Origin of the sequence: Bacillus sp. FSL K6-6038 (genome assembly GCF_038050455.1) — a bacterium.
In the GTDB taxonomy this organism is placed as follows: domain Bacteria; phylum Bacillota; class Bacilli; order Bacillales; family Bacillaceae_G; genus Bacillus_A; species Bacillus_A pseudomycoides.
Genome location: NZ_JBBOUH010000001.1, coordinates 2,753,078 through 2,775,064, shown reverse-complemented (window position 1 = coordinate 2,775,064; position 21,987 = coordinate 2,753,078). Strand labels below are relative to the sequence as shown.

Annotated in this window: 25 protein-coding genes and 1 pseudogene; 20 read left to right on the top strand and 6 right to left on the bottom strand. The window is 33.1% G+C overall.

The window, feature by feature from the left end; all coding sequences use genetic code 11:
- The first annotated feature begins 169 nt into the window (after positions 1-169).
- From NSQ40_RS14365 to NSQ40_RS14315, 10 genes and pseudogenes are all read left to right on the top strand, one after another.
- The gene (locus NSQ40_RS14365) at positions 170-757 is read left to right on the top strand and encodes a hypothetical protein (RefSeq protein ID WP_003198179.1); all 588 of its coding nucleotides are present in this window, start codon (positions 170-172) and stop codon (positions 755-757) included.
- Positions 758-827: 70 nt separating this feature from the next.
- Positions 828-1,613 (top strand): class I SAM-dependent methyltransferase, encoded by a 786-nt coding sequence (locus tag NSQ40_RS14360; RefSeq protein ID WP_018780673.1) that lies wholly within the window; start codon positions 828-830, stop codon positions 1,611-1,613.
- Between the two features lie 69 nt (positions 1,614-1,682).
- Complete coding sequence (locus tag NSQ40_RS14355) at positions 1,683-1,874, top strand: YvzF family protein (RefSeq protein WP_003198184.1); 192 nt, start codon at positions 1,683-1,685, stop codon at positions 1,872-1,874.
- A 424-nt stretch (positions 1,875-2,298) separates the two neighbouring features.
- Positions 2,299-2,739, top strand: coding sequence for a LytTR family DNA-binding domain-containing protein (locus NSQ40_RS14350; protein ID WP_003198186.1), 441 nt, complete (start codon positions 2,299-2,301; stop codon positions 2,737-2,739).
- A 12-nt stretch (positions 2,740-2,751) separates the two neighbouring features.
- The gene (locus NSQ40_RS14345; RefSeq protein WP_003198189.1) at positions 2,752-3,222 is read left to right on the top strand and encodes a DUF3021 domain-containing protein; all 471 of its coding nucleotides are present in this window, start codon (positions 2,752-2,754) and stop codon (positions 3,220-3,222) included.
- Complete coding sequence (locus NSQ40_RS14340; protein ID WP_003198191.1) at positions 3,222-3,950, top strand: ABC transporter ATP-binding protein; 729 nt, start codon at positions 3,222-3,224, stop codon at positions 3,948-3,950. Before NSQ40_RS14345 ends, NSQ40_RS14340 begins: the two co-directional genes overlap by 1 nt.
- Positions 3,947-4,672, top strand: coding sequence for an ABC transporter permease (locus tag NSQ40_RS14335; RefSeq protein WP_341286125.1), 726 nt, complete (start codon positions 3,947-3,949; stop codon positions 4,670-4,672). The genes NSQ40_RS14340 and NSQ40_RS14335 overlap by 4 nt, the downstream gene beginning before the upstream one ends.
- A 243-nt stretch (positions 4,673-4,915) precedes the next feature.
- Positions 4,916-5,638, top strand: a pseudogene (locus NSQ40_RS14325) (nucleoside hydrolase); the annotation flags it as partial.
- 207 nt (positions 5,639-5,845) lie between these two features.
- Complete coding sequence (locus NSQ40_RS14320; RefSeq protein ID WP_003197984.1) at positions 5,846-6,094, top strand: GlsB/YeaQ/YmgE family stress response membrane protein; 249 nt, start codon at positions 5,846-5,848, stop codon at positions 6,092-6,094.
- 95 nt (positions 6,095-6,189) lie between these two features.
- Entirely contained in the window at positions 6,190-6,585 is a 396-nt protein-coding gene (locus NSQ40_RS14315) for a hypothetical protein (RefSeq protein WP_003197987.1), read from the top strand.
- A 243-nt stretch (positions 6,586-6,828) separates the two neighbouring features.
- Here the strand turns inward: NSQ40_RS14315 and NSQ40_RS14310 are convergent, their stop codons facing one another.
- Together NSQ40_RS14310 and NSQ40_RS14305 are read right to left on the bottom strand one after the other, a co-directional pair.
- On the bottom strand, positions 6,829-7,191 hold the full coding sequence (locus NSQ40_RS14310) for a hypothetical protein (protein WP_003207400.1): 363 nt from the start codon (positions 7,189-7,191) through the stop codon (positions 6,829-6,831).
- 198 nt (positions 7,192-7,389) lie between these two features.
- Positions 7,390-8,595: an MDR family MFS transporter gene (locus tag NSQ40_RS14305; protein ID WP_003197988.1), complete on the bottom strand. Its 1,206-nt coding sequence runs from the start codon at positions 8,593-8,595 to the stop codon at positions 7,390-7,392.
- A 48-nt stretch (positions 8,596-8,643) separates the two neighbouring features.
- On the opposite strand from NSQ40_RS14305, the gene NSQ40_RS14300 reads away from it, so the two are divergent.
- From NSQ40_RS14300 to NSQ40_RS14280, 5 genes are all read left to right on the top strand, one after another.
- Positions 8,644-10,434, top strand: coding sequence for an ABC transporter substrate-binding protein (locus NSQ40_RS14300; RefSeq protein ID WP_003197990.1), 1,791 nt, complete (start codon positions 8,644-8,646; stop codon positions 10,432-10,434).
- Positions 10,435-10,595: 161 nt separating this feature from the next.
- On the top strand, positions 10,596-11,219 hold the full coding sequence (locus NSQ40_RS14295; RefSeq protein ID WP_003197991.1) for a YhbD family protein: 624 nt from the start codon (positions 10,596-10,598) through the stop codon (positions 11,217-11,219).
- A 13-nt stretch (positions 11,220-11,232) separates the two neighbouring features.
- A complete protein-coding gene (locus NSQ40_RS14290) occupies positions 11,233-11,943 on the top strand; it encodes a polymer-forming cytoskeletal protein (protein WP_006095093.1) in 711 nt (236 codons plus the stop codon).
- Positions 11,944-11,968: 25 nt separating this feature from the next.
- The gene (locus NSQ40_RS14285; protein WP_003197995.1) at positions 11,969-12,676 is read left to right on the top strand and encodes a hypothetical protein; all 708 of its coding nucleotides are present in this window, start codon (positions 11,969-11,971) and stop codon (positions 12,674-12,676) included.
- A 23-nt stretch (positions 12,677-12,699) separates the two neighbouring features.
- A complete protein-coding gene (locus NSQ40_RS14280) occupies positions 12,700-14,235 on the top strand; it encodes an MDR family MFS transporter (protein WP_003197998.1) in 1,536 nt (511 codons plus the stop codon).
- 57 nt (positions 14,236-14,292) lie between these two features.
- Here NSQ40_RS14280 and NSQ40_RS14275 read toward each other — a convergent pair whose 3' ends face one another.
- Entirely contained in the window at positions 14,293-14,613 is a 321-nt protein-coding gene (locus NSQ40_RS14275; RefSeq protein ID WP_003197999.1) for a hypothetical protein, read from the bottom strand.
- A gap of 292 nt (positions 14,614-14,905) precedes the next feature.
- Between NSQ40_RS14275 and NSQ40_RS14270 the strand changes: the two genes are divergently transcribed.
- Entirely contained in the window at positions 14,906-15,304 is a 399-nt protein-coding gene (locus NSQ40_RS14270) for a YxeA family protein (RefSeq protein ID WP_018765696.1), read from the top strand.
- A gap of 110 nt (positions 15,305-15,414) precedes the next feature.
- Here NSQ40_RS14270 and NSQ40_RS14265 read toward each other — a convergent pair whose 3' ends face one another.
- Positions 15,415-15,846, bottom strand: coding sequence for a GNAT family N-acetyltransferase (locus NSQ40_RS14265; protein WP_003198003.1), 432 nt, complete (start codon positions 15,844-15,846; stop codon positions 15,415-15,417).
- A gap of 263 nt (positions 15,847-16,109) precedes the next feature.
- Between NSQ40_RS14265 and NSQ40_RS14260 the strand changes: the two genes are divergently transcribed.
- A complete protein-coding gene (locus NSQ40_RS14260; protein WP_006095090.1) occupies positions 16,110-16,970 on the top strand; it encodes a DegV family protein in 861 nt (286 codons plus the stop codon).
- A 151-nt stretch (positions 16,971-17,121) separates the two neighbouring features.
- Here NSQ40_RS14260 and NSQ40_RS14255 read toward each other — a convergent pair whose 3' ends face one another.
- The gene (locus NSQ40_RS14255) at positions 17,122-17,325 is read right to left on the bottom strand and encodes a hypothetical protein (RefSeq protein WP_033796216.1); all 204 of its coding nucleotides are present in this window, start codon (positions 17,323-17,325) and stop codon (positions 17,122-17,124) included.
- Positions 17,326-17,560: 235 nt separating this feature from the next.
- Here NSQ40_RS14255 and NSQ40_RS14250 point away from each other — a divergent pair, with 235 nt between their 5' ends.
- Entirely contained in the window at positions 17,561-18,982 is a 1,422-nt protein-coding gene (locus tag NSQ40_RS14250; protein ID WP_258248338.1) for a zinc dependent phospholipase C family protein, read from the top strand.
- A 112-nt stretch (positions 18,983-19,094) separates the two neighbouring features.
- Positions 19,095-19,943, top strand: a complete 849-nt coding sequence (locus NSQ40_RS14245; protein WP_003198008.1) for an endonuclease I family protein — start codon at positions 19,095-19,097, stop codon at positions 19,941-19,943.
- Positions 19,944-20,016: 73 nt separating this feature from the next.
- Here NSQ40_RS14245 and NSQ40_RS14240 read toward each other — a convergent pair whose 3' ends face one another.
- Positions 20,017-20,451 (bottom strand): Lrp/AsnC family transcriptional regulator, encoded by a 435-nt coding sequence (locus tag NSQ40_RS14240; protein ID WP_003198010.1) that lies wholly within the window; start codon positions 20,449-20,451, stop codon positions 20,017-20,019.
- A 142-nt stretch (positions 20,452-20,593) separates the two neighbouring features.
- On the opposite strand from NSQ40_RS14240, the gene NSQ40_RS14235 reads away from it, so the two are divergent.
- Positions 20,594-21,880, top strand: coding sequence for an APC family permease (locus NSQ40_RS14235; protein ID WP_003207414.1), 1,287 nt, complete (start codon positions 20,594-20,596; stop codon positions 21,878-21,880).
- Positions 21,881-21,987 lie beyond the last annotated feature (107 nt).

Genomic DNA, 21,987 nt, shown 5'->3' with positions numbered 1-21,987 from the left:
ACATTTGAATCATTATTTTTTAGAGTCAGAGTCTATATTACGTGTTTGATAATGAAAGTTCAATCTTTTTGATTTGGATAAAACTTTGCTTTTATAGAGCTGAAAAATCAAATTTACATATTAGAAAATAAATTGGAATAAATTTAAAATGTACGAGGGAGGGATACTTATGATTCAACAATTTTTCAAAAAATTGTTCGACCAGTTTTTAGAGAAGCAGGAAGAGGAAATAATAGCAAAGCTTTGTTTTTGGATTGTCTATTATTACATATCAGTCCCAAAATATATGGTGAATTCTAGTGGTATTTTAGTACATATGAATCAAACGCATGAAGGCTATACGTATGATACAATTGGAGATTTTTTACGCGAGTATAGTGGGAAAACAAGGGGAGCGTTCTATTTTGAAAGTAGAATATACTATATTAAATTTGAGGAAATGATTAGGGAGAAGTGTCGTGAAATGATTTATGCTTATTACTTTCCACGCTTTATTGATGGACATTCGTTATTATGTAAAGAGTTATTAAGAGAAATAGGTGTAGGTAAAACAGAAATTGAATGCGGAAGTTTCTATACGTTGATTTTTAATTATTGTGCAGAAACAAAGGATTGGGTTGATGAATACGAAGAGAATGTGTTAAAAGAACTATTTGTATTGTCACTTCCCTTCATTGTACAAGCATATGGTATAAATGTATGTAAATATATAAAACAAGAAGAAAATTGGAAGGAAATAGAGTGCTTAGTTCATTGAATAAAGAGGATATTTATATATTCTTGCTGAAAAAGAATATGTAAATATATGTAGAAAGAAGATGATTGAAATGAGTAACGAAGAACTTGTGAAAACACAATTTGGTAGTAATGCTGAAAAGTATGTGAATAGTCAAATTCATGCAAAAGGGCCAGATTTACAGTATGTCGTTCAACAAGTGAAAAATCGTAAAAATATTCGTCTTCTTGATATCGCTACAGGTGGCGGTCATGTTGCTAATTTATTAGCCCCGATATTTAAAGAGGTTGTTGCGCTCGATTTAACAGAAAAAATGCTAGAAAAAGCGAAAGCATTTATCCAGACAAACGGACATGAAAATGTATCATTTGTAGTAGGAAATGCAGAGGATTTACCATTTTCTAATCAATCGTTTGATACGATTATTTGTCGCATTGCAGCGCATCATTTTTCAAACCCTTCTCAATTTATTTTTGAAGTACATCGAAAGTTAGAAGAGAACGGATTATTTATATTAATTGATAATGTCTCCCCAGAAAACCTAGAATATGATACATTTTATAATTTTATTGAGAAAAAGCGAGATCCAAGTCACAGGAGAGCGCTTAGAAAAACAGAGTGGATTTCATTATTAGAAAAGCAAGGTTTACAAATGCAATCATGTTTCACATTTGAAAAACAATTTAATTTTGATTGGTGGTGTAACATGATGGATGTCCCATCGCCAACACGCTCCAAGTTAACGGATTGTATGATGAAAACGTCAAATGAAATGAAGGAGTTCTTCAACATACAATTTAACAATAATAAAGTAGAATCATTTTATACGGAGATGGCACTGTTTGTATGTCATAAAAGTTCAACGCTAAAAAGATAATTTTCTTGCAGTCTTTTCTCAGTACGCTATACTTAGTACAGAGAAATAGAGAATTGAGGAGTAATAACAATGATTCGTGTACGCGTTGAGGGAACGGAAAAAGAGATTGTTGAATTTTTGGAGAAAATGCCTGAAATTCCTGGGTTTGAAAAGACACATGTTAGAGAGCCGAAAAAAGGAAACAATCCTAAATATGATACAAGTAAGAATGTATTAGCATATTTGTCGTATAAAAAGATGGAAAATGCTGTTCACAAATAATAAAGTCCTTTAAAAACAATAAAATTGTTTAATGATAGAGAGCCGAAACGACACAAAATACAGTGTCGTTTTTTCTATTCATGTATAATAGAAATGTAAAAAATATAATTAACAGGGGAGAACTTTTTAGCGAAAAAGTATTTTGAATATTTCGTTCCTTCCTATATAAGCTATACATCTATATGGAAAAATAATTTAATAAATTGATTTTTATTTAGAAATACATAAGTTGAATCAGCACACAGAAGTTCTGTTTTGTGTGCCTATTTATTGTAAAGAGAGAATATGTTCCTGGAGTATCTAATTGTTATATTTGTCTTTTGACCAGTTATCGTGTGAAAACAACCGGTTATCGAAAATCCATTTACAGTAACTTAAATAGCTTTTATATTTAGAGCGAGTGAAAGGGAAGTGGTGAAGTGAAGTGAAGTTTGAAGTGTCGATTGATCCATCTTATAAAGAGCCGAAAATTATCATTCTAACGGATAAAATGACAGATGAGATATCTGATATTATGAAGCGACTATCGGAGACTCATATGGATTCATTAGCTGTATTTTCAGAAAGAGGTGTTGAAATTGTTGAATGTAAAGATATCGTTAGAATCTATACAGAGAAACAGAAGGTATTTCTCCAAACCGCTGCTGGTATTTATACCGTTCGCTCAAGGTTATATGAACTGGAAGAGAAATTAAATAGTCAATTTTTTGTTCGTATTTCAAATTCAGAGATTGTTAACATTAAAATGATTACGAATATGGATATTAGTATGACAGGAACAATTGGCGTGTCATTAACAGGGAATATCAAAACGTATGCTTCTCGACGCTATGTTTCAAAAATTAAGAAACTGTTCGGAATATGAGGTGAAAATATCTTGAAAAATATAATTAGTCGAGTTGTTGGTGGTTTTGTTATCGGTGTGATTATTGGACAAATCGTACAACTCCTTATTTCGCTCACATTAGGTCAAGGAGAATATATGCCAGTTGTGGAACAGTTTCGCTCTTTATTTGTTAGTGAGATGTCAGCTGTCACGGTACAAATACTGTTAACAGGGCTGATTGGGGTCACATTCGCTACAAGTTCGCTTGTTTTTGACATAGTGAAGTGGAGTCTACTAAAACAGTACATCGTTCATTTTTGTATAACAGCACTAGTATGGGGGCCGATTGTAACGCTACTGTGGATGCCCAAAACATCTATAGGCACACTGATTTTTTTTATTGGTTTTTTAGGTACGTATGTCATCACATGGACTATTCAATACATGATTTCAAAGAATGATATAAAAAAAATTAATGCTGCGATTCAATCAAGGCAATTTGAAGGGAGAAGTGATGAATAATGGCCATAATTATAAAAAATCTAACGAAAAAATTTAAAGAGCGCACAGCTGTTGACAATCTTTCACTGACGATTAAGAAGGGAGAATTCTTCGCACTTTTAGGGCAAAATGCTGCTGGAAAAACAACAACGATTAAAATGCTTAGTTGCTTACTTACACCTACAAGTGGCGATGCACTGATGTTCGGAGATAGTATCATCAAAAAACCTACGGCAGTAAAACAAAAAATAAACATTTCTCCGCAAGAAACTGCGGTAGCTCCGAATCTTTCTGTAAAGGAAAATTTAGAATTCATCTCGAGTATTTATGGAAGCAATAAGCAAGAGGCTAAGCAAAAAGCGGTGGAAATGATGACAAAGTTTGGACTTTCGGAGCGAGCAAAAAATAAAGCAAAAACATTATCAGGTGGGTTGCAGCGCCGGCTAAGCATTGCGATGGCACTTATTTCGTCTCCCCAAATCATTTTTTTAGATGAGCCAACACTAGGACTTGATATTCGTGCTAGACATGATCTGTGGAAGACTCTACTTGAATTAAAGGGTAAAATCACGATTATTTTAACGACGCACTATCTAGAAGAAGTAGAAGCACTTGCTGATCGCGTCGGTATTATGCATGGTGGTAAATTGCATGCACTTGGAACGATTGATGAGTTAAAAGAAAATACGGGACAATCTTCTTTAGAAGATATTTTCCTTACGCTAACTGAAGAGGGAGGCGGACTATGAGATATTTAGCATTTGCTTCACGTAATCGTACGGAGATTTTACGAGATCCTCTGACGCTTCTTTTTGGGATTGTGCTTCCGGTTATTATTATGTGTCTTTTTTCAATCATGCAGAAAAATATGCCTTTGGACCTTTATCATATAGAAAACTTAACGCCAGGTGTAATCGTTTTCAGTTTTTCTTTTATTACGTTATTTTCAGGGATGCTGATTGGTAAGGATAAAAGCAGTTCATTTTTAATGCGGATTTTTGCTTCCCCTATGTCTGCCTCTGATTATATTACTGGGTACGCTCTTCCACTATTACCGGTTGCCATTCTTCAAATTGTTATTTGCTTTATTTCAGCATTCTTCTTAGGTCTATCATTTAATGCGAATGTATTAGGTGCCACTATTCTACTCATTATCATTGCAATGCTTTATATTGGATTTGGTCTACTACTTGGTACGTATTTTACGGATAAGCAAGTTGGTGGGATTTTTGCGATTTTTGTTAATCTTACAACATGGTTAAGTGGCACTTGGTTTAAGTTAGATATGATTGGTGGTACGTTTAAAACAGTCGGTTATGCATTGCCATTTGCTCATGCGGTTGATGCTACACGATTTGCTTTATCTGGTGAATATGGTGATCTTGTTGTACCTTTATTATGGGTAGTTGGTTATATAATCATTATCTTCGTAATCGCTGTTTTGGGCTTTAAGAGGAAAATGAAAAGGTAAATAAATTGTATTCATAGTGAAAAATACACGATAGTTGAATAAAATATAAACAATTTTATTATCTCCATATAACCGCCAGTAAATAGGCGGTTTTTTTATTTGATACTGTTTCACCGCCTTGTCTTTTTCGCATAATAATAATAGTAGAAAATGATGAGGAGGGTGAGAGGAGTTAATAAAAAATCTTTTTTGGAGATTTAGGTATCGATGATGCAGTTGCTTTAATTTATGCCGATAAAACATGCAATATTATTTCTTTTGTATCCAGATGTAATGGACCAAGTATGCGCTTATTATATAATGGGTGGCGCATTTTTATTTCCAGGTAATGTTACTCCTGTTTCAGAAGCTAACTTTTACCCCGCATTAACGGGCAGTAAGACCCCCACCTCAAAGTTCAGCGAAAGCAAAGAAGTTAGGTGGGGGATCAACTGCCCATAAAAGCCCGATTCGTTCAACTAATAAACAGAGGAGGATGAAGAAAACCCCCACTGATTAAAGTTTCACTTTATGGAGATCCAATTGCAACTAATATTGTCATGAAATATGCCAAGAATGTTAGTGTTTATCCGTTAAATGTAACGCAGCAGGCACTTATTACTCCTGAAATGGAAACATTATTAATGAAAAGGGAAGAGGGCTAGCAAAACTAATTAAGCCAATGATTGATTTTTATTATGAGAACTTTTATAAAAAAGAATACCTTGGAATTGGTGGAAGTCCCATTCATGATTTATTACCGTTTATTTCATTAATGAATGATAATATCTTTGAATATAAAAAGTCTGCTGTATGGATAAGTACAACAAATGACGAAACTCGAGGACAAAGTGTAGCTGATTTTAGAAAGATTGCTGAACCCATAAGATTTGATAATCGGTCTGTACAAAGAATGACCATTGATTTTAACTATCAAACGTTTTAAAAAAATTTATGAGAACAATGTTGAAACCAGATTGTTCTTAGGGAATAAGGCTATCAGATCATCGAGGAATAATATGGTTTGGAAAAATAATTTATTTTGAATGGATACAAAACTGTATTAATTCAATTGTATAAAAAGCTATACGTGGCATTTAAGGTATAACTTATCAAAAATAGTAGCATAACTAATGGTAAGCAATAATTTATAGGTATTATTTTTGTTTTGTAAAATTAAGGAGGTATAGTGATATGGCATTTATATGGTCTTTAATTGTTGGTGGTATTTTAGGATGGCTAGCAAGTTTAATCGTTGGTAAAGATGTACCTGGTGGTGTGATTGGAAATATTATTGCTGGGATAATCGGTTCTTGGCTTGGAACATTGTTATTGGGTACGTTTGGACCGGTTATCGGAGGGTATGCAATTATTCCAGCATTAATTGGTGCCATTGTTTTAATTTTTATTGTCAGCTTATTACTGCGTGCAATGCGAAAATGAAATTAGGTGGATCGCTGAAAATTGTCAGCGATCCATTTTTGTATTATTTGTCCTAATCTGTTATGCTACTGTTATACAATCAGGAGGTGTAAGCATTGAAATCATTTACAGTAAACTTTCATCAAGAAGACAATGCAAAAGCAACAACAGTACATAAGTTAAGTGAAGAGGACTTCAATAAAGTAACAGAAAACGGTACTCGTCATCTATTTGATCTAGATACAAATGTTGGTTTCTTTGTATTCTTTGATGCAGAAGATGCAGAAGGCAATGAACAATACTTAATGTTGCAATATGAAGGAGATCATGAAGAGCCAAGTGCTTGCTACGGATTTGATTTGAAATTATTCTATCAATTTTTAGCACTTTACTTAAATGACCTTGAATTCCAAGGTGAAACAGATGAAGAAGAGGAAGAATATGGTCCAATTCATCATTTAGCTCATTTACTTTACCACATCGTTGAAGATGGAAAAAGTATTGAAGTATAAAATAGCTAAAGCTGCCTTTAATAGGGCGGCTTTTTTATTTTGGATAAATTTCACAAAAATGGTTATACAAATTGTTAGCAGAAATCTTAAAAAATAACAATTTATTAGTAGAGAAGGGGGATATCTGCTCAAAGGAGCATCCATACCATGAAAAAGTTTCTTCGGACATTTGAAAAGTGAAGCTTTTTACTTGTAAAAGATAAAAATTATCCAACATAACCGAGTGAAAGAGTGCACTAGAAGTCAGCCTTTATTGCAATTGTGTGCAAATTCATTCATGAGTTCAATAACCATATCTTCTGATAAACGTGGGTATGCAGAAGAGCCAATGATAAGAGTTCCTTCCATGTATTCATGATCTACTATGTGAATTAAAACAAAATTTTCTAGATAACGATTGGTCTTGATGAGTGGAAAGTTATAGGGATCATTTTTTTGATAAAGGTCATTTAGTTGTTCTTTCTTAGAGGAATAAAAAGGACTACAACTATCGTTAGAAATAAATTCATATAAGATATCATTATTTGTAGATAAAAAATGAACAGGAATTGAAAATGTTTGATATATTAAATGACACAGATATTGTATGTCGATAGCTTTATTCATTATACCTCTTCTTTAAAGTGAATAAAATGGTTATCAAACCCAGTAAAATTTTCCTATTATCTATTCAGTATAACAAATAAATAGGATATGTTTTAAGGAAGAAATTATGAATAAAGAATATTTACATGTAGAGTTTTCCACAGAGGACAGTGTTAATAATATGGCAGGGTAGTTGATATAAGAAAAAGAGCTGTTCTGTTATAAGAACAGCTCTTTTGATTTATTACGCTCTACTGAATATACAAAATAAGTTTGAACAATTCCTCCGATTATTAACAAGCAGGCACAAATATAAAATAGAGTGCCGCCGCTTACATGACTTAATATAACTGCACCTATAGCAGGACCGCACGTTCGAGAAATATCCCAGTGTATGCCGTAGATAGAAAAATATAATCCCCGCTTGTGACTTGGTGCTATTCTGGAAACAAATCGTAGTAAGTGATTTAAAGCAATACTTTCACCAATTGTCAGGAAAAGCAATGTGAAGAAGAGTGACCATAATGTTGTAGAATAACCATAACCAATAGCAGCGAATGTATAACAAATATATGAAATTACAATTATTTTAGGCATTGAAAATCGTTCAGACCATTTGACAAGACCAACTTGCAGGATGATTTCCATTACAGCTTTACAAGTCGAGATAAATGCGAGAACAAATAAGAAATTTGGAAAGATATCTTCTGCGAATACACGATAATTTGTTTCAGTTTGGGCATAGAAAAAGCTAATCGGAAGAGTAGATATCATGAGTCCAAATATAGCATAATGCTTAAAAATAAACTGTGTACGTGTTGTTACTTGTGCTGATTTTTCATTAGTTTGAATGATTGGAGCTGTTTCTGGAAGTTGTGTCCAAACGAGAATGGCATACAGCAGGAGAGTTACAGCTTGAATGACAAATAAGTATTCAGGGTGACTATTGTAAAAAAAGGCACCGATGAATGGACCAATCACAGCACCGATAGCTCCTACTGTTTGAAGAACAGCGAATATTTCAGCTTGTTGTTTTTGTTCAGTTAAATCGGCAATTTGTGCACGCTGAGCAGGAATATATAAGGAGCGGCCAATACCGTTCATTACATATAACAAAGCAAAGAATAGGACTGATTCAGCAAAAACAAATCCGCCTATTGCAATTGCTTGCACGAATAATCCGAGTAACATAATTTTCTTTCTACCGTAGCGATCTGTTACACCTCCAGCAATGATTGTGAACACAATATCAGAAAGTGGCTGCAATCCAAACAGAAGCATTGTCATAATCACATTACCTTCTAGTGCTTTATTGACATGGACAATAAAAATAATTGCTAACATGGCCTCAGTTGTTCTAGTTAACAACTCACCTAATAATCGAATCCGGATTGGTTTATTATAGCGTTTTATAAGATGATTCATTCTTCATTTCCCCCTTTCTATATGGAAATCTTAAGATAGAAGCAAGAAATGAAAAAGGGTAGAATGAAAGAAGGAGATTTTTCATCTTTTAGGGGGAAAAGTATGGTTATTTTGGAGCAGTACATACAGCTGTGGGTCCAGTATGGAAAAGGGAGAACAGAGGAAGAAAAAATAGAAATATCATTACAAAATATATCGGAAACATTGTTTTGTACGGATCGTAATAGTAAATTTATTATAAAAAAATTAGAAGAGTTAGCGTGGATTTGTTGGTTTCCAGGACGCGGAAGAGGGAATCGATCAAAGTTATCGTTTCAAAAAAATCCTATTTCTTTAATTTTAGAACAGGGGAAAGAAATAACGAAACAAGGGGATGTAAAGGGTGGAAAAGCATTTGTTGAGCAATATAGCTCATATTTCCCCATATTAGAAAAACAATTCCAAGCTTGGATAGATTCGATATTTGGTTATCAAATTGAAATGACTTCTCGAGGAAGACAAGATGTACTGCGTTTACAAGTTGAAATGAACCTGAAAATTTCTTTAGATCCTGTATATGCTACAATGCGTTCGGAGTGTCATATGGTAAAACATCTATATGACACGCTTATTTATGTTAATGAGAGCACAAATACAATAGAGCCGAGACTCGCTTTTCATTGGGAATATAATGACAATCTAAAACTATGGACTTTTTATTTACGAAAGGGGGTTCGATTTCATAATGGAAAACGATTTACAGCTCATGATGTTGTATATACATTTGGTAGGTTTATGAATAAAGAGGATAATCCGTATTCATGGATGCTTCAACATGTTGAAAGTGTTGGTATTGTAAATGAATATATTGTAGAAATGCACTTGCATACGGAAAATCAGTTGTTATTACATGCTTTAAGCTCAGAACAGTGTTCTATTGTAATGGAAGATGAGGAAGACAAATTAATTGGAACAGGACCGTTTAAACTGTGTGAAAATAATGAGTCTATTTTTGTATTAGAAGCTCATGATTTGTATTTTCGTGAACGACCCTTTCTCGATCGGATTGAATTATGGAATGTACCACAAAGTATTGATACATATGATGTTTTCGTAAAGGCGCAACATAAAGAATTAGAAAAGTATCATAAGGAACTTTCTATACTGGAATCCAATGTAACATATATAACGTTAAACACTGAGAAACAAGGACCTATGCAAGATATTACATTTCGCAAAGCGTTGTATAAAATTATTCATAGCAGCAAAATAATAGGTGAGTTAGAGGGAGAGCGTGGCGAGGTAGCAGGGGAATTATTATTGACGAATTTTTTTATGCCAAGAATAAAAGAGGATATTCAAATCTTGGTTCAAAATAGTAAGTATAATAATGAAATATTAAATTTATACACATTTAAAGGACAAGATCATGTAGAAGATTCATATTGGATTCAAAAAGAATGTGCCAAATATGGAATTGTAATTGAAATAGCTTTTCTTGATACACAGGAATTATTACAGGTTCAAATGATAAAGCAAGCAGATATCATTCATGATAGTGCTACCATTAGCGAGCAAACAGAAAGCAGTTTTCTGTATATGTTTCTTTCAAAAAATAGTTTTATTTATCAGCATAGCTCTCTGGATTTTAATGAGCAATTACATTCATATTTTATTGAACCTAATTTTGAAAAGCGAATTACACTGTTACGCGATATAGAGGACACATTGTTACGTAATATTCATATTGTTCCTTTATATCGTAATAAACAACACATACGTACACATGAAAAAGTACAAAATATAATCATCAACGCTCAAGGTTGGATTGATTTTTATAATATATGGTTTAAACCTTAATATATAAGCATTTAATAAAGGTTCTGTTGAAAAATCAAAAGGGCCTTTTTGTATGGAAGTACATTTTGATTTTGAACATTGTTTCGCACATTTTTTATAAACACCCATTTACAGCGTAACAGTGTTATGTTACATTGTTATCAGGAAGGAGTGTTATACAGTTGAGTACGGATTTAATTTCAAAAAAGGATTTATTAGAACTGACTGGTATTTCATACGGACAGCTATATAGGTGGAAAAGAAAGAATTTAATACCAGAAGATTGGTTTGTAAGAAAATCAACTTTTACAGGGCAAGAAACATTTTTTCCGAAAGAAAAGATATTAGAACGTATTGATAAAATTCAAACAATGAAAGAGGATTTGTCTCTAGATGAATTAGCGAATATGTTTTCACCAAGTGTAACAGAGGTTTCTTTAACGAAAGAAGACATGATACGAAAGGGTATTGCCTCCGAACCGGTTGTGCAGTTTTTTATAGAACAAACGAATAAACCGGTAGAATTTCAATTTGTTGATATTCTCTATGTATACATTTTAGAAGAATTACTGCAATCTGGAGAAATTAGTTTAGAAGAAGGTAAGATGATACTGCAAGTGCTGCATGAGCACTATGAAATCATGAAACAAAAGAATAGTGAATTAGTTGTGGTTCGAAAACTAGGTATTGCTACATGTTTCTTAGTTTCAAATGTGGAAGATCTATTTTTTGAAAAAGGTACGAAGATAGTCGTACGTTTAACAATCATGCAATATACAGAAGCATTAAAATCAAAACTATTGTAGTGGAGGAGAAATAATGCATACAGAAAAATTAATTATAAATGGCTATGGTTCTTCAAATGGTGGAGAGTTCCATAAAGTACAGTTAAATGGAAAAGGAACTGTTAATGGAAATATTGACTGTGATGAATTTGAATGTAATGGGTCAGGTAGTGTAAATGGTGATTTAAAAAGCGAGAACACAAAAATTAGTGGATCCGGTAAAGTTGACGGTACAGTAAGCACTGAAAATATGCGAATTGATGGAAAAGCAACGATTACAAAAGATGTAAAGGCTAACAATTTAAAGATTGCTGGAAAAGGAACAATTGGTGGTACTTTGACAGGAGAAGAGCTTAAAATCCGTGGGCAAGCGACTATTGACGGTAATTGTGAAGTAGATATCTTTTCGTCAGAAGGGCAATTCACAATTGGTGGCTTACTAAGCGCAGATGAAATTGACATCGATATTCATGGTACATGTAGAGTAAAAGAAATAGGTGGTCAAACAATTAAAGTAAGACACAGACCAACAGCATTTAGTGGGCTTTTTAAAACGGTGTTTGGATCACATTTAGAAGCTGAATTGTTAGAAGGTGACAATATTGATATTGATTACGTGCAAATTAAAACTGTAAGAGGTAACAATGTTACAGTGGGGCCGAATTGTGAGATTGGACTTATAGAATATACGGGAGTTCTTCATGTCGATAAAAATGCAAAAGTAAAAGAAATTCAGCAAGTTTAATTTTTTTATAGAGAGAGGAATGTAAATGGAAAAGCGAAATAGTCTTACATTGAATGGTTCTGGTAGTTCATCAGGTGGAATCTATAATAAGGTGAAAATTCGAGGAGAAGGAACAATTTCAAATGATGTGAACTGCAATGAATTTAAAGCATATGGAACGAGCGATGTTCGTGGTGATATGACGACAAATTCATATATTGTGTATGGAGATAGTGAAGTACAAGGTGGTTTGCATGCTGAGTATGTGAAAGTATATGGTAATACACAAGTGCAGAATGATTGTCACATTAACAAAATAAAAATTCGAGGAATGTTCGAAGTGAATGGAAAGTTATCCGGAAACTTTGTGGACATTAAAGGAGGGCTGACTGTAAAAGAAGATATTGAAGTTGAAGAATTTTTATTAACGGGTGGTCTTGAAAGTGAAGGGCTTTTAAATGCTGAAAATATTAACATTATCTTGCGTTATGAAGGAAGTAAAGTAAGAGAAATTGGTGGGAAAAAGATTACAGTACGAAAAAAAGCTAGATTTATTCCTTTTACAAGTCATACTGGTAATCTTCAAACATCAATTATTGAAGGTGATGACATTTATTTAGAGCATACAATAGCTGAAGTAGTGAGGGGGAACAATGTTACAATTGGCCCTGGCTGTGAAATAAGTGTTGTTGAATATCATACTAGCTTTAATCAAAAAGGCAAATCAGTTGTAAAAGAACATAAACAAATATAGTTGTAAGAGGGAGAGCAAGATATATGGTTGCAAAGAATAGTAAACTTAGCTTTGTAGTTGCTGGTTTATTGCTAGGGATTTTAATGGCATCAATGGATAATACCATTGTTGTTACAGCGATGGGAACAATTGTTGGCGATTTAGGCGGATTAGAAAACTTTGTTTGGGTTGTATCGGCGTATATGGTAGCAGAAATGGCAGGAATGCCGATTTTCGGAAAACTATCAGATATGTATGGTAGAAAAAGATTCTTTATTTTCGGCTTAATTGTCTTTATGATTGGTTCGGCACTTTGTGGTACCGCAGAAAATATTACGCAGTTAGGTATTTATCGTGCGATCCAAGGTATTGGTGGCGGGGCACTTGTTCCAATTGCCTTTACTATTGTTTTTGATATTTTTCCGCCCCAAAAGCGCGGGAAAATGGGTGGATTATTTGGTGCGGTCTTTGGATTATCTAGTATTTTCGGTCCTTTACTTGGCGCATATATTACAGACTACATTAGCTGGCACTGGGTGTTTTATATTAACTTACCGCTTGGTATTCTATCACTTATTTTTATTGTATTCTTTTATAAAGAATCGCGCGTTCATCAAAAACAAAAGATAGATTGGTTTGGTGCAATTACACTAGTCGGTGCAGTTGTTTGTTTAATGTTCGCATTAGAACTTGGTGGACAGAAGTATGATTGGGACTCTACTTTTATTTTAAGTTTATTTGCGGCATTTGCTATTTTAATTATTATGTTTATTTTTATTGAAAGAAAAGTGGTAGAACCTATCATATCGTTTGAAATGTTTAAACAGCGCTTATTCGGGATGAGTACAATTATCGCTTTATTTTACGGGGCTGCTTTTATGTCAGCAACTGTATATATTCCTTTGTTCATTCAAGGTGTATATGGCGGATCGGCAACGAATTCTGGCTTATTACTATTGCCAATGATGTTAGGATCAGTAGTTACAGCACAGTTAGGTGGATTTTTAACGTCAAAGCTAAGTTACCGTAATATCATGATTATTTCAGCTGTGATTATGCTTGGTGGATTGTTCTTATTAAGTACATTAACACCAGAAACGAGCCGTGTATGGTTAACCATTTATATGATTATTATTGGTTTTGGCGTAGGTTTCTCATTCTCTGTATTAAGTATGGCTGCAATTCATAATTTCGGTATGAACCAGAGGGGATCAGCAACTTCAACGAGTAACTTTATCCGCTCATTAGGAATGACCCTTGGGATTACAATATTCGGTATGATTCAAAGAACAGGTTTTCAAGATCAATTAGAAGAAGCATTTAAAGGAATGGATGGCGGAATAAATAGCAACGCTCTAGGGAATTCAAGAGCAATTCTTTCAGAAGGCGCAAGATCTCAAATTCCGCCACAAATATTAGATAAAATTATTGAAGCCCTTTCAAGTTCTATCGTTCATACTTTTATGTGGGCGTTAGTTCCAGCAGGTTTAGCATTCGTGTTTATTTTCTTTATGGGGAATGAACGAATGGTATATAAGAAAGAACAAGGTAAGATAAAGGCTGAAACATCAAAAGCATAGAAGAAAAAAGCTCCTTTCTCAAATAGAAAGGAGCTTTTTTGTATGTAACTTTACAAATTAACCTTCGATTACTTCATATTCTTCGTCTGCTAATAATAAAATCTGTGTTTTTTTACCTTTGTTTTGTACTTCAATTACATCGTATGTGCCTAGGTCTCTTAATTTATTTTGAGACACATTTACCATTACTTCAATAGAATCGATTAAAATATCTTCTTCGATATATGATTCAGGCAATGCCATATCCTCTGTATCTAATACACATGTGTATAGATTTTGTAAATCTGCAGTAGATGGGTTTTGTTCTTCAACATCAATGATGTTTTTTACTGCATCCATATTTTCTTCTTTTACTTGATACACTTTAATTTTAGCCATTTTTTAATCTCCTTTATAACGTAATCGTAGAGGCTACAGTTTATTATAACGTTTTTTAGTGGAAAGATGAAATTGTTTCCTTATTATCATTCTCAATTATAATATCCGCATCCAAAAGTTCGGGTAGGAGAAGTGCTATTCAGGGAAGGGAAAGGAAATCCTTGCTAATTCAAAATTGGTTCGAATTTATTACAAAAGTGTAAGGTTTTTGTAAGGAAAATAGATAAATAGATCATAAGGTTTCTGATAGTATACGAGGTGTCACATACTATTAAAACAAGAGGTTGAAAACATGAAGAAACTGTTAATAACTTTGATTGCTTTTCTCGTATTATTAGGTCTTTTAATGACTGCTTTTGTAAGCTTTGATTGGGATTTAGCTGAAATGAAGCAAAAATTGGGCAAAGATAAAATGTATGTTCATATTACGGAGAACGGAAAAGAATATCAGGTAGATAAAGATGATCCTACTTGGAAGCGTTACGAGTATAACGTAATTGCATATGATAAAGATGGAAATAAGACGAGTATTAAGTTCGATGCTAATAAAAATTTAAAGCTAAATGCTTTTTTACGTGTGTATGTATTTGATGAACCAAATAGTGAGGGATATAAAGGGATTTCAACATATGAAGAAGTCCAACAAAATGAAATTCCTAAAAAAGCACTAAAGCAGATGGATAAAAACTAATATATAAGGATTGTTCATAGATGAAAAGGCAGCATGTATAATTGTACATGCTGCCTTTTTGTTTGAAGAAGAAAATAATGGTATGAAATGAAGTTTGAATTTAAAAGTGCTTATAATTTAAACAACAAAACATTTTTATCATATTCCCGTAAACACCAATTATATTTATTTAATACAGTAGGATGAACACCCTCTTGATCAGTATTAATTTCTTTAAAACCATATTTTTTATAAAAAGCTGCCAGTTCTTCAAAAGGAATGCAATAAATATTAGGTACATTGGATTGCTTTGCTTCGTCTACTAAGAAAGAAAGGAGATCGCCTGCTAATTTATAGCCCCTGAATTTAGGAAGTATATAAATACCGCCCATTTCTAACGTGCTTTGATCAATTTTAACTAAACGTCCAAGTCCAACATATTCTCCGTTGTATGTCACAATTGCCACTTTATCTTTTTTTAAATCACTTGGCACAAATCCAACTGATTTATACTGACTGTTAATCCATTCTAAATCCTCTGGTGAAGCAAATTTTATTTTCATAAAAATACACTCCTTGAAAAATTCTGATATTTCTATTGTATAGGAAACAAAATGATTTGTAATGAAATAATGGTACTTGGTTCAATTAGATATAACTCGTTTGAGAAATTGATTTGATCATGAAGTTAATTTCTCCACATTCCGCGCATAGAATATAGAATAGTTTAATAATACTTTCTCTTTCTTCATAAGTGTTTTACGTATATAATTTAAAGGTAATTGTTCTTATTTTAGTATACTTATAATAGAATAGAGGTTTAAAAATGAGCGTTAAAATCATTACGGATAGTGCTGCTGATTTACCAAAAGAATTGCTGCAAGCTTATGATATAGATTTGATTCCACTCCGTGTATATGATGAGGCAGAAACAGAGTATTTAGATGGAGTAACATTAGATTCGGTTCAATTATTACAAAAGATGAGAGAAGGCGAGGTATTTAAGACATCGCTGCCATCATTAGAAACATTCCAAGAAAAGTTCGTTACATATGCAAAGCAAAGTACACCTTGTATATATGTAGCTTTCTCTTCTGAACTTTCTGGTACATATCAATCTTCAGTAGTGATTAAAGAAGAAGTACAAGAAACATATGCAGATTTCGATTTGGAAATTATTGATACAAAATGCGCTTCACTTGGTCAAGGTCTTGTTGTATTAGAAGCTGCGAAAATGGCTAAAGAAGGTGCATCAAAAGAAGAAATTTTGAAACGAATTGCTTTTCTAACAAAACATATGGAGCATATCTTTACAGTTGCTGATTTGCAGTATCTTGTTAGAGGTGGTCGTTTAAGTAAGGTAGCTGGATTTATTGGTGGTTTATTAAATATTAAGCCGATTCTAAATGTGGAAGAAGGAAAGCTTGTACCACTTGAAAAAATTAGAGGTAGAAAGAAAGTTTTAGGCCGAATTGTCGATATAATGGAAGAGCGAGGAAAAGACCTTAAAGGTCAAACAGTTGGGATTACACATGGTGATGATTTAGAAACTGCGAATGCATTAAAAGCGTTAATTACTGAAAAATTTGGCTGTGATGTGTTTATTGTAAATACAATTGGAGCAGCAATCGGTGCGCATACAGGACCAGGTGTTTTAACATTGTTCTTCTTAAATGAAGTAGAGTAAAGGATTGATCTTTTTGATCAATCTTTTTTTTTACAATCATAGTTTTGTACGAAATAGATGAGGATAACATCGTAGGAGGAATTAATATATCAAATGCAATAAAGAATATATGTAATACAAACGATTTACAGTAGCAGACGTAACTTTTTTATTATTCACTAGCTTTTTTTCTAACAGGCAAGAAGGTAGAAAGGAAACTAGTGAGAACTAGTATGAAAGAAACTCTCTCAGTCGTATCAATCTCTAAACCGTTATTCCATTGATATATAAAGGATACTAGTATTAAAAGTATAACAAATCCTGCAACATATCTTACTGTTTTTCGCGTCTTTGTGTCATTCGTTCTCAAAATCATATTCATCTCTCTTTTTTATTTAATTAATAATTTTTTTTATTTAATTAATAATTTTTTTGATTTAAATAGCCGATAAACTGTAGTCTTTTTAGCTAGCAACTAAATATGTATAATTGCATAAAAAAATTGAAATATATAGGTTATTATTAAACTACATTTTTAATGTGGAAGGGTATTTTTGTTTAAAAGTAAAATCGTTTACGTTATTGATGAAATTGAAATTTAGGAGAATCGTATGAAAAAGAAATTATGTACACTAGCTTTTGTAACAGCAATATCTTCTATTGCAATGACAATTCCAACAGAAACATATGCTTGTGGAATTGACGAAGTAATGAAACAGGAAAACCAAGAGCACAAACGTGTGAAAAGATGGTCTGCGGAGCATCCGCACCATCCTAATGAAAGCACACATTTATGGATTGCACGAAACGCAATTCAAATTATGGGTCGTAATCAAGATAAGACGGTTCAAGCAAATGAATTACAATTTTTAAATACTCCTGAATATAAGGAGTTATTTGAAAGAGGTCTTTATGATGCTGATTACCTTGATGAATTTAACGATGGCGGTACAGGTACGATAGGTATTGATGGGCTAATTAAGGGAGGATGGAAATCTCACTTCTACGATCCTGATACGAGAAAGAACTATAAAGGAGAAGAAGAACCAACAGCTCTCTCGCAAGGAGATAAATATTTTAAATTAGCAGGCGATTACTTTAAGAAAGATGATTGGAAACAAGCTTTCTATTATTTAGGTGTTGCGACGCACTACTTTACAGATGCTACTCAGCCGATGCATGCCGCTAATTTTACAGCTGTTGATATGAGTGCTTTAAAGTTTCATAGCGCTTTTGAAAATTATGTGACGACAATTCAGACACAGTATGAAGTATCTGATGGTGAGGGCGTATATAATTTAGTGAATTCTAATGATCCAAAACAGTGGATTCATGAAACAGCGAGACTCGCAAAAGTGGAAATCGGGAACATTACCAATGACGAGATTAAATCTCACTATAATAAAGGAAACAATGCTCTTTGGCAAGAAGAAGTTATGCCAGCTGTTCAGAGAAGTTTAGAAATAGCTCAAAGAAATACAGCGGGATTTATTCATTTATGGTTTAACACATTTGTTGGAAATACTGCTGCTGAAGATATTGAAAATACGATAGTAAAAGATTCTAAAGGAGAAGCAATACAAGATAATAAAAAATACTTCGTAGTACCAAGTGAGTTTCTAAATAGAGGTTTGACCTTTGAAGTATATGCTGCGAATGATTACGCACTATTATCTAATCATGTAGATGATAATAAAGTTCACGGTACACCTGTTCAGTTTGTATTTGATAAAGAGAATAATGGAATCCTCCATCGCGGAGAAAGTGTACTGCTGAAAATGACGCAATCCAACTATGATAATTACGTATTTCTTAATTACTCCAACATGACAAATTGGGTACATCTTGCGAAACAAAAAGCAAATACTGCACAGTTTAAAGTGTATCCAAATCCGAATAATTCAGCTGAATATTACCTATATACAGATGGATACCCAGTAAATTATCAAGAAAATGGTAAAGGGAAGAGCTGGATTGTGTTAGGAAAGAAAACGGATCAACCAAAAGCATGGAAATTTATACAGGCTCAATAGGATTTCCTAGAAGAGAGAAAGAAAAAATTATATATTTTAATAATACTTCATGTATTTAGAATGAGTTTTTTGTTCATTAACTAGCATCTAATTTTAAAGGGGATTTGTGTATATGCCATTTCAAAAAATAAAACTAAGTATGGTTGCTATTTCTTCATTCTTTATTTTAGGTTCCTCGTCCTTATCATTTACAGATACTACATATGCTGAAGTAGTGTCTGCGTCTCCGAAAGCAGAGATGATTTTAACACAAGAGGTTACTGTAAAAAATTATGATGATACATATTATAATAGCGCAAAGGGAAAAGCGGGTTCAGAATTAAAAAAGGAGCTTCATAATATTATTGATAATCATACAAAGATATCATACAGTGCGGTTTGGGAAGCACTAAGAGATACTGATGAAGATCCAAATAATAAAAACAATGTTCTTCTCTTATATACAGGACGTTCGCAAGGGAAATTTACAAATGGTTCAGGGGTCGATAATTGGAACCGAGAGCATGTTTGGGCAAAATCTCACGGTGATTTTGGGACAGCTGCAGGACCAGGAACGGACCTTCACCATTTAAGAGCTACGGATGTATCTGTCAATAGTTCACGTGGGAATTTGGATTTTGATAATGGCGGTGTGAGTCATTCAGAAGCAACAGAATGTAAATACGATAGTGATTCTTGGGAACCTCGTGATAGTGTAAAAGGAGATATTGCTAGAATGTTATTTTACATGGCTGTTCGTTATGAAGGAGACAATGGCGAAGTAGATTTAGAGCTTAATGAAAAAGTGAATAACAATAAAGATCCATATATGGGGAAACTATCTGTTTTACTAAAATGGAATGAACAAGACCCTGTCGATGATTTGGAACGAAAGCGTAATGAAGTTATTTTTACAAAATATCAACATAATCGTAATCCATTTATTGATCATCCTGAATGGGCAAATGAAATTTGGAAATAAATAAGTAAAATCATACCTGGGTAAATTTTAAAGTAGAAAGGAGTGATCATAAGAATCACTCCTTTTTTGGGGTTTACTCCACAATAACCGGTCTGTAAGGGATTGGTGAGGAGAGTATCATAGAAGTTTTTACTGTACCAAATGGAATTACAACATCGATTAATTCTTCTAATTCTTTCATTGATTGCACAGCTACTTTTAAGTAATAGCTACTTTCGCCAGTGACTCGGTGGCATTCAAGTATTCTGTGTTCGTTATATATTTTTTCTTCGAATTTTTTACAGGCAATTTTTAAGTTTTCTATTCTTAAAAACGCTTGAATGTCTTTGCCGACTGCATCGAGGGAAATACGTGCTGTATATTTTTCAATTATTCCTGCATCATGTAATCGTTTGAGTCTTTCGGTAACACTTGGACGACTAAGATGTAAATGTTCAGTCATTTCTTTAATTGTCATTCTGGCATCTTCTTGTAAAAGTGAAACTATTTTTTTATCGATTTCATCCATAATGTATACTCCTTTACGAAATTGAAAATAAATAATTAAAAAACCTTCATAATATAAAGTTTAGAAAAAGTTTATGTTCATTTTTGAATATAAAATAGATTAATAACTTTCTATAATTTAAATATAAATGGAGGTGCATTAAATGTCTAATGATTTTAAAGAAACGATTTCTATTCGAAAGGGAACAGCTTTATATGTCGGAGCTGTTTTAGGATCAGGAATTCTCATTTTACCGGGTATGACAGCAAGTATAGCAGGGCCAAGTGCTATTATCTCTTGGTTTATCATGATTTTGCTTAGTATCCCGCTTGCGTTTACTTTTGCCTTTTTGTCTATCGAGCATCCAAGCGCAGGTGGAATTGCAACGTTCTCTGAAAAAGCTTTTGGAAAACACATTGGGGCTATAATAGGATGGTGTTTTTTTATTGCTGGAAGTGTTGGGCAAATTATCGTTTCTCTAACAGGTGGGATGTATATCACTAAAGTTTTCAATTTGCCTGTTGACTTTGCATATGTAATTGCCTTTCTTATATTAAGTGTAGCTATTTGTTCAAATTTCTTCGGGTTAAAAATGAGTGGAGTATTTCAAGTATGTATAGGTGTATTAACTTTTCTTATCTTACTCATAACAATTGTTTGTTCATTGCCTTATATTGAAATGGAAAACATAAATATAAACATTTCATTAAATGAAATACACCCTATTTTACATGCTACATTATTAATATTTTGGTCTTTTTTTGGATGGGAAGCAATTTCAAGTTTAGCGCCTGAATTCAAATCTCCGAGAAAAAGAAATATCATTTTTTCAACAGGTGCTGCGATTATTATTATTGGCCTTATTTATATAGGAATTGCTATTTCAGTAATTGGGACAGGAGCATATTCTATAAAGTCTGATAATAGTACCGCTCTTGTAATCGTTATAAAAAATACATTAGGTGACCAATTTGTATGGTTAGTTGGATTAGTAGCTTTCATGATTTGTTTAGGTACAACAAATGTATTTATAGCAAGTATGAGTCGGCTGGGTTATTCTCTAGGAAAAGAAGAATTTGCACCTGAATATCTGGGGTATTTGAATAACAAAAGCAATACACCAACGAATGCTTTAATGATAGTAGGTTTCATCGCAATAACAGGGCTTTTAATAAGCTTCTTTTTTCATATTCGCGTAGATCAATTAGTGTTAATCCCTAATTCATTAGGAATTGTTACATATATTGTAGGTACTGCAGCGGGAATAAAGCTAATCAAGAATAGACTAGGAAAGATTTTTTCTGTAACAGCATTCACATGTTGCGTAATGGTATATCCGTTTATTGGTGATGTAATTGCCATTCCGATTGTAGTTGCATTGATGTGTTTGGTGTATATATATCAAAAAGAAAAGGTAGTAAATACACGCTATATAAATAAGAAGAAATAGAATAGGAAAGGAGTGAAAGTAATACTATTAAAATACCCGCACAAAAGTCGGAATATTCCAAGATGTTAAAATTTAAGTGATTCATATATAATTAGCTAATGAATGCA

Excerpts from the sequence above, each read along its gene's own strand:
- NSQ40_RS14365 (WP_003198179.1), top strand. The coding sequence starts at position 170 with ATGATTCAACAATTTTTCAAAAAATTGTTCGACCAGTTTTTAGAGAAG.
- NSQ40_RS14360 (WP_018780673.1), top strand. The coding sequence starts at position 828 with ATGAGTAACGAAGAACTTGTGAAAACACAATTTGGTAGTAATGCTGAA.
- NSQ40_RS14355 (WP_003198184.1), top strand. The coding sequence starts at position 1,683 with ATGATTCGTGTACGCGTTGAGGGAACGGAAAAAGAGATTGTTGAATTT.
- NSQ40_RS14340 (WP_003198191.1), top strand. The coding sequence starts at position 3,222 with ATGGCCATAATTATAAAAAATCTAACGAAAAAATTTAAAGAGCGCACA.
- NSQ40_RS14335 (WP_341286125.1), top strand. The coding sequence starts at position 3,947 with ATGAGATATTTAGCATTTGCTTCACGTAATCGTACGGAGATTTTACGA.
- NSQ40_RS14320 (WP_003197984.1), top strand. The coding sequence starts at position 5,846 with ATGGCATTTATATGGTCTTTAATTGTTGGTGGTATTTTAGGATGGCTA.
- NSQ40_RS14310 (WP_003207400.1), bottom strand. The coding sequence starts at position 7,191 with ATGAATAAAGCTATCGACATACAATATCTGTGTCATTTAATATATCAA.
- NSQ40_RS14305 (WP_003197988.1), bottom strand. The coding sequence starts at position 8,595 with ATGAATCATCTTATAAAACGCTATAATAAACCAATCCGGATTCGATTA.
- NSQ40_RS14300 (WP_003197990.1), top strand. The coding sequence starts at position 8,644 with ATGAAAAAGGGTAGAATGAAAGAAGGAGATTTTTCATCTTTTAGGGGG.
- NSQ40_RS14290 (WP_006095093.1), top strand. The coding sequence starts at position 11,233 with ATGCATACAGAAAAATTAATTATAAATGGCTATGGTTCTTCAAATGGT.
- NSQ40_RS14285 (WP_003197995.1), top strand. The coding sequence starts at position 11,969 with ATGGAAAAGCGAAATAGTCTTACATTGAATGGTTCTGGTAGTTCATCA.
- NSQ40_RS14280 (WP_003197998.1), top strand. The coding sequence starts at position 12,700 with ATGGTTGCAAAGAATAGTAAACTTAGCTTTGTAGTTGCTGGTTTATTG.
- NSQ40_RS14275 (WP_003197999.1), bottom strand. The coding sequence starts at position 14,613 with ATGGCTAAAATTAAAGTGTATCAAGTAAAAGAAGAAAATATGGATGCA.
- NSQ40_RS14270 (WP_018765696.1), top strand. The coding sequence starts at position 14,906 with ATGAAGAAACTGTTAATAACTTTGATTGCTTTTCTCGTATTATTAGGT.
- NSQ40_RS14265 (WP_003198003.1), bottom strand. The coding sequence starts at position 15,846 with ATGAAAATAAAATTTGCTTCACCAGAGGATTTAGAATGGATTAACAGT.
- NSQ40_RS14260 (WP_006095090.1), top strand. The coding sequence starts at position 16,110 with ATGAGCGTTAAAATCATTACGGATAGTGCTGCTGATTTACCAAAAGAA.
- NSQ40_RS14255 (WP_033796216.1), bottom strand. The coding sequence starts at position 17,325 with ATGATTTTGAGAACGAATGACACAAAGACGCGAAAAACAGTAAGATAT.
- NSQ40_RS14250 (WP_258248338.1), top strand. The coding sequence starts at position 17,561 with ATGAAAAAGAAATTATGTACACTAGCTTTTGTAACAGCAATATCTTCT.
- NSQ40_RS14245 (WP_003198008.1), top strand. The coding sequence starts at position 19,095 with ATGCCATTTCAAAAAATAAAACTAAGTATGGTTGCTATTTCTTCATTC.
- NSQ40_RS14240 (WP_003198010.1), bottom strand. The coding sequence starts at position 20,451 with ATGGATGAAATCGATAAAAAAATAGTTTCACTTTTACAAGAAGATGCC.
- NSQ40_RS14235 (WP_003207414.1), top strand. The coding sequence starts at position 20,594 with ATGTCTAATGATTTTAAAGAAACGATTTCTATTCGAAAGGGAACAGCT.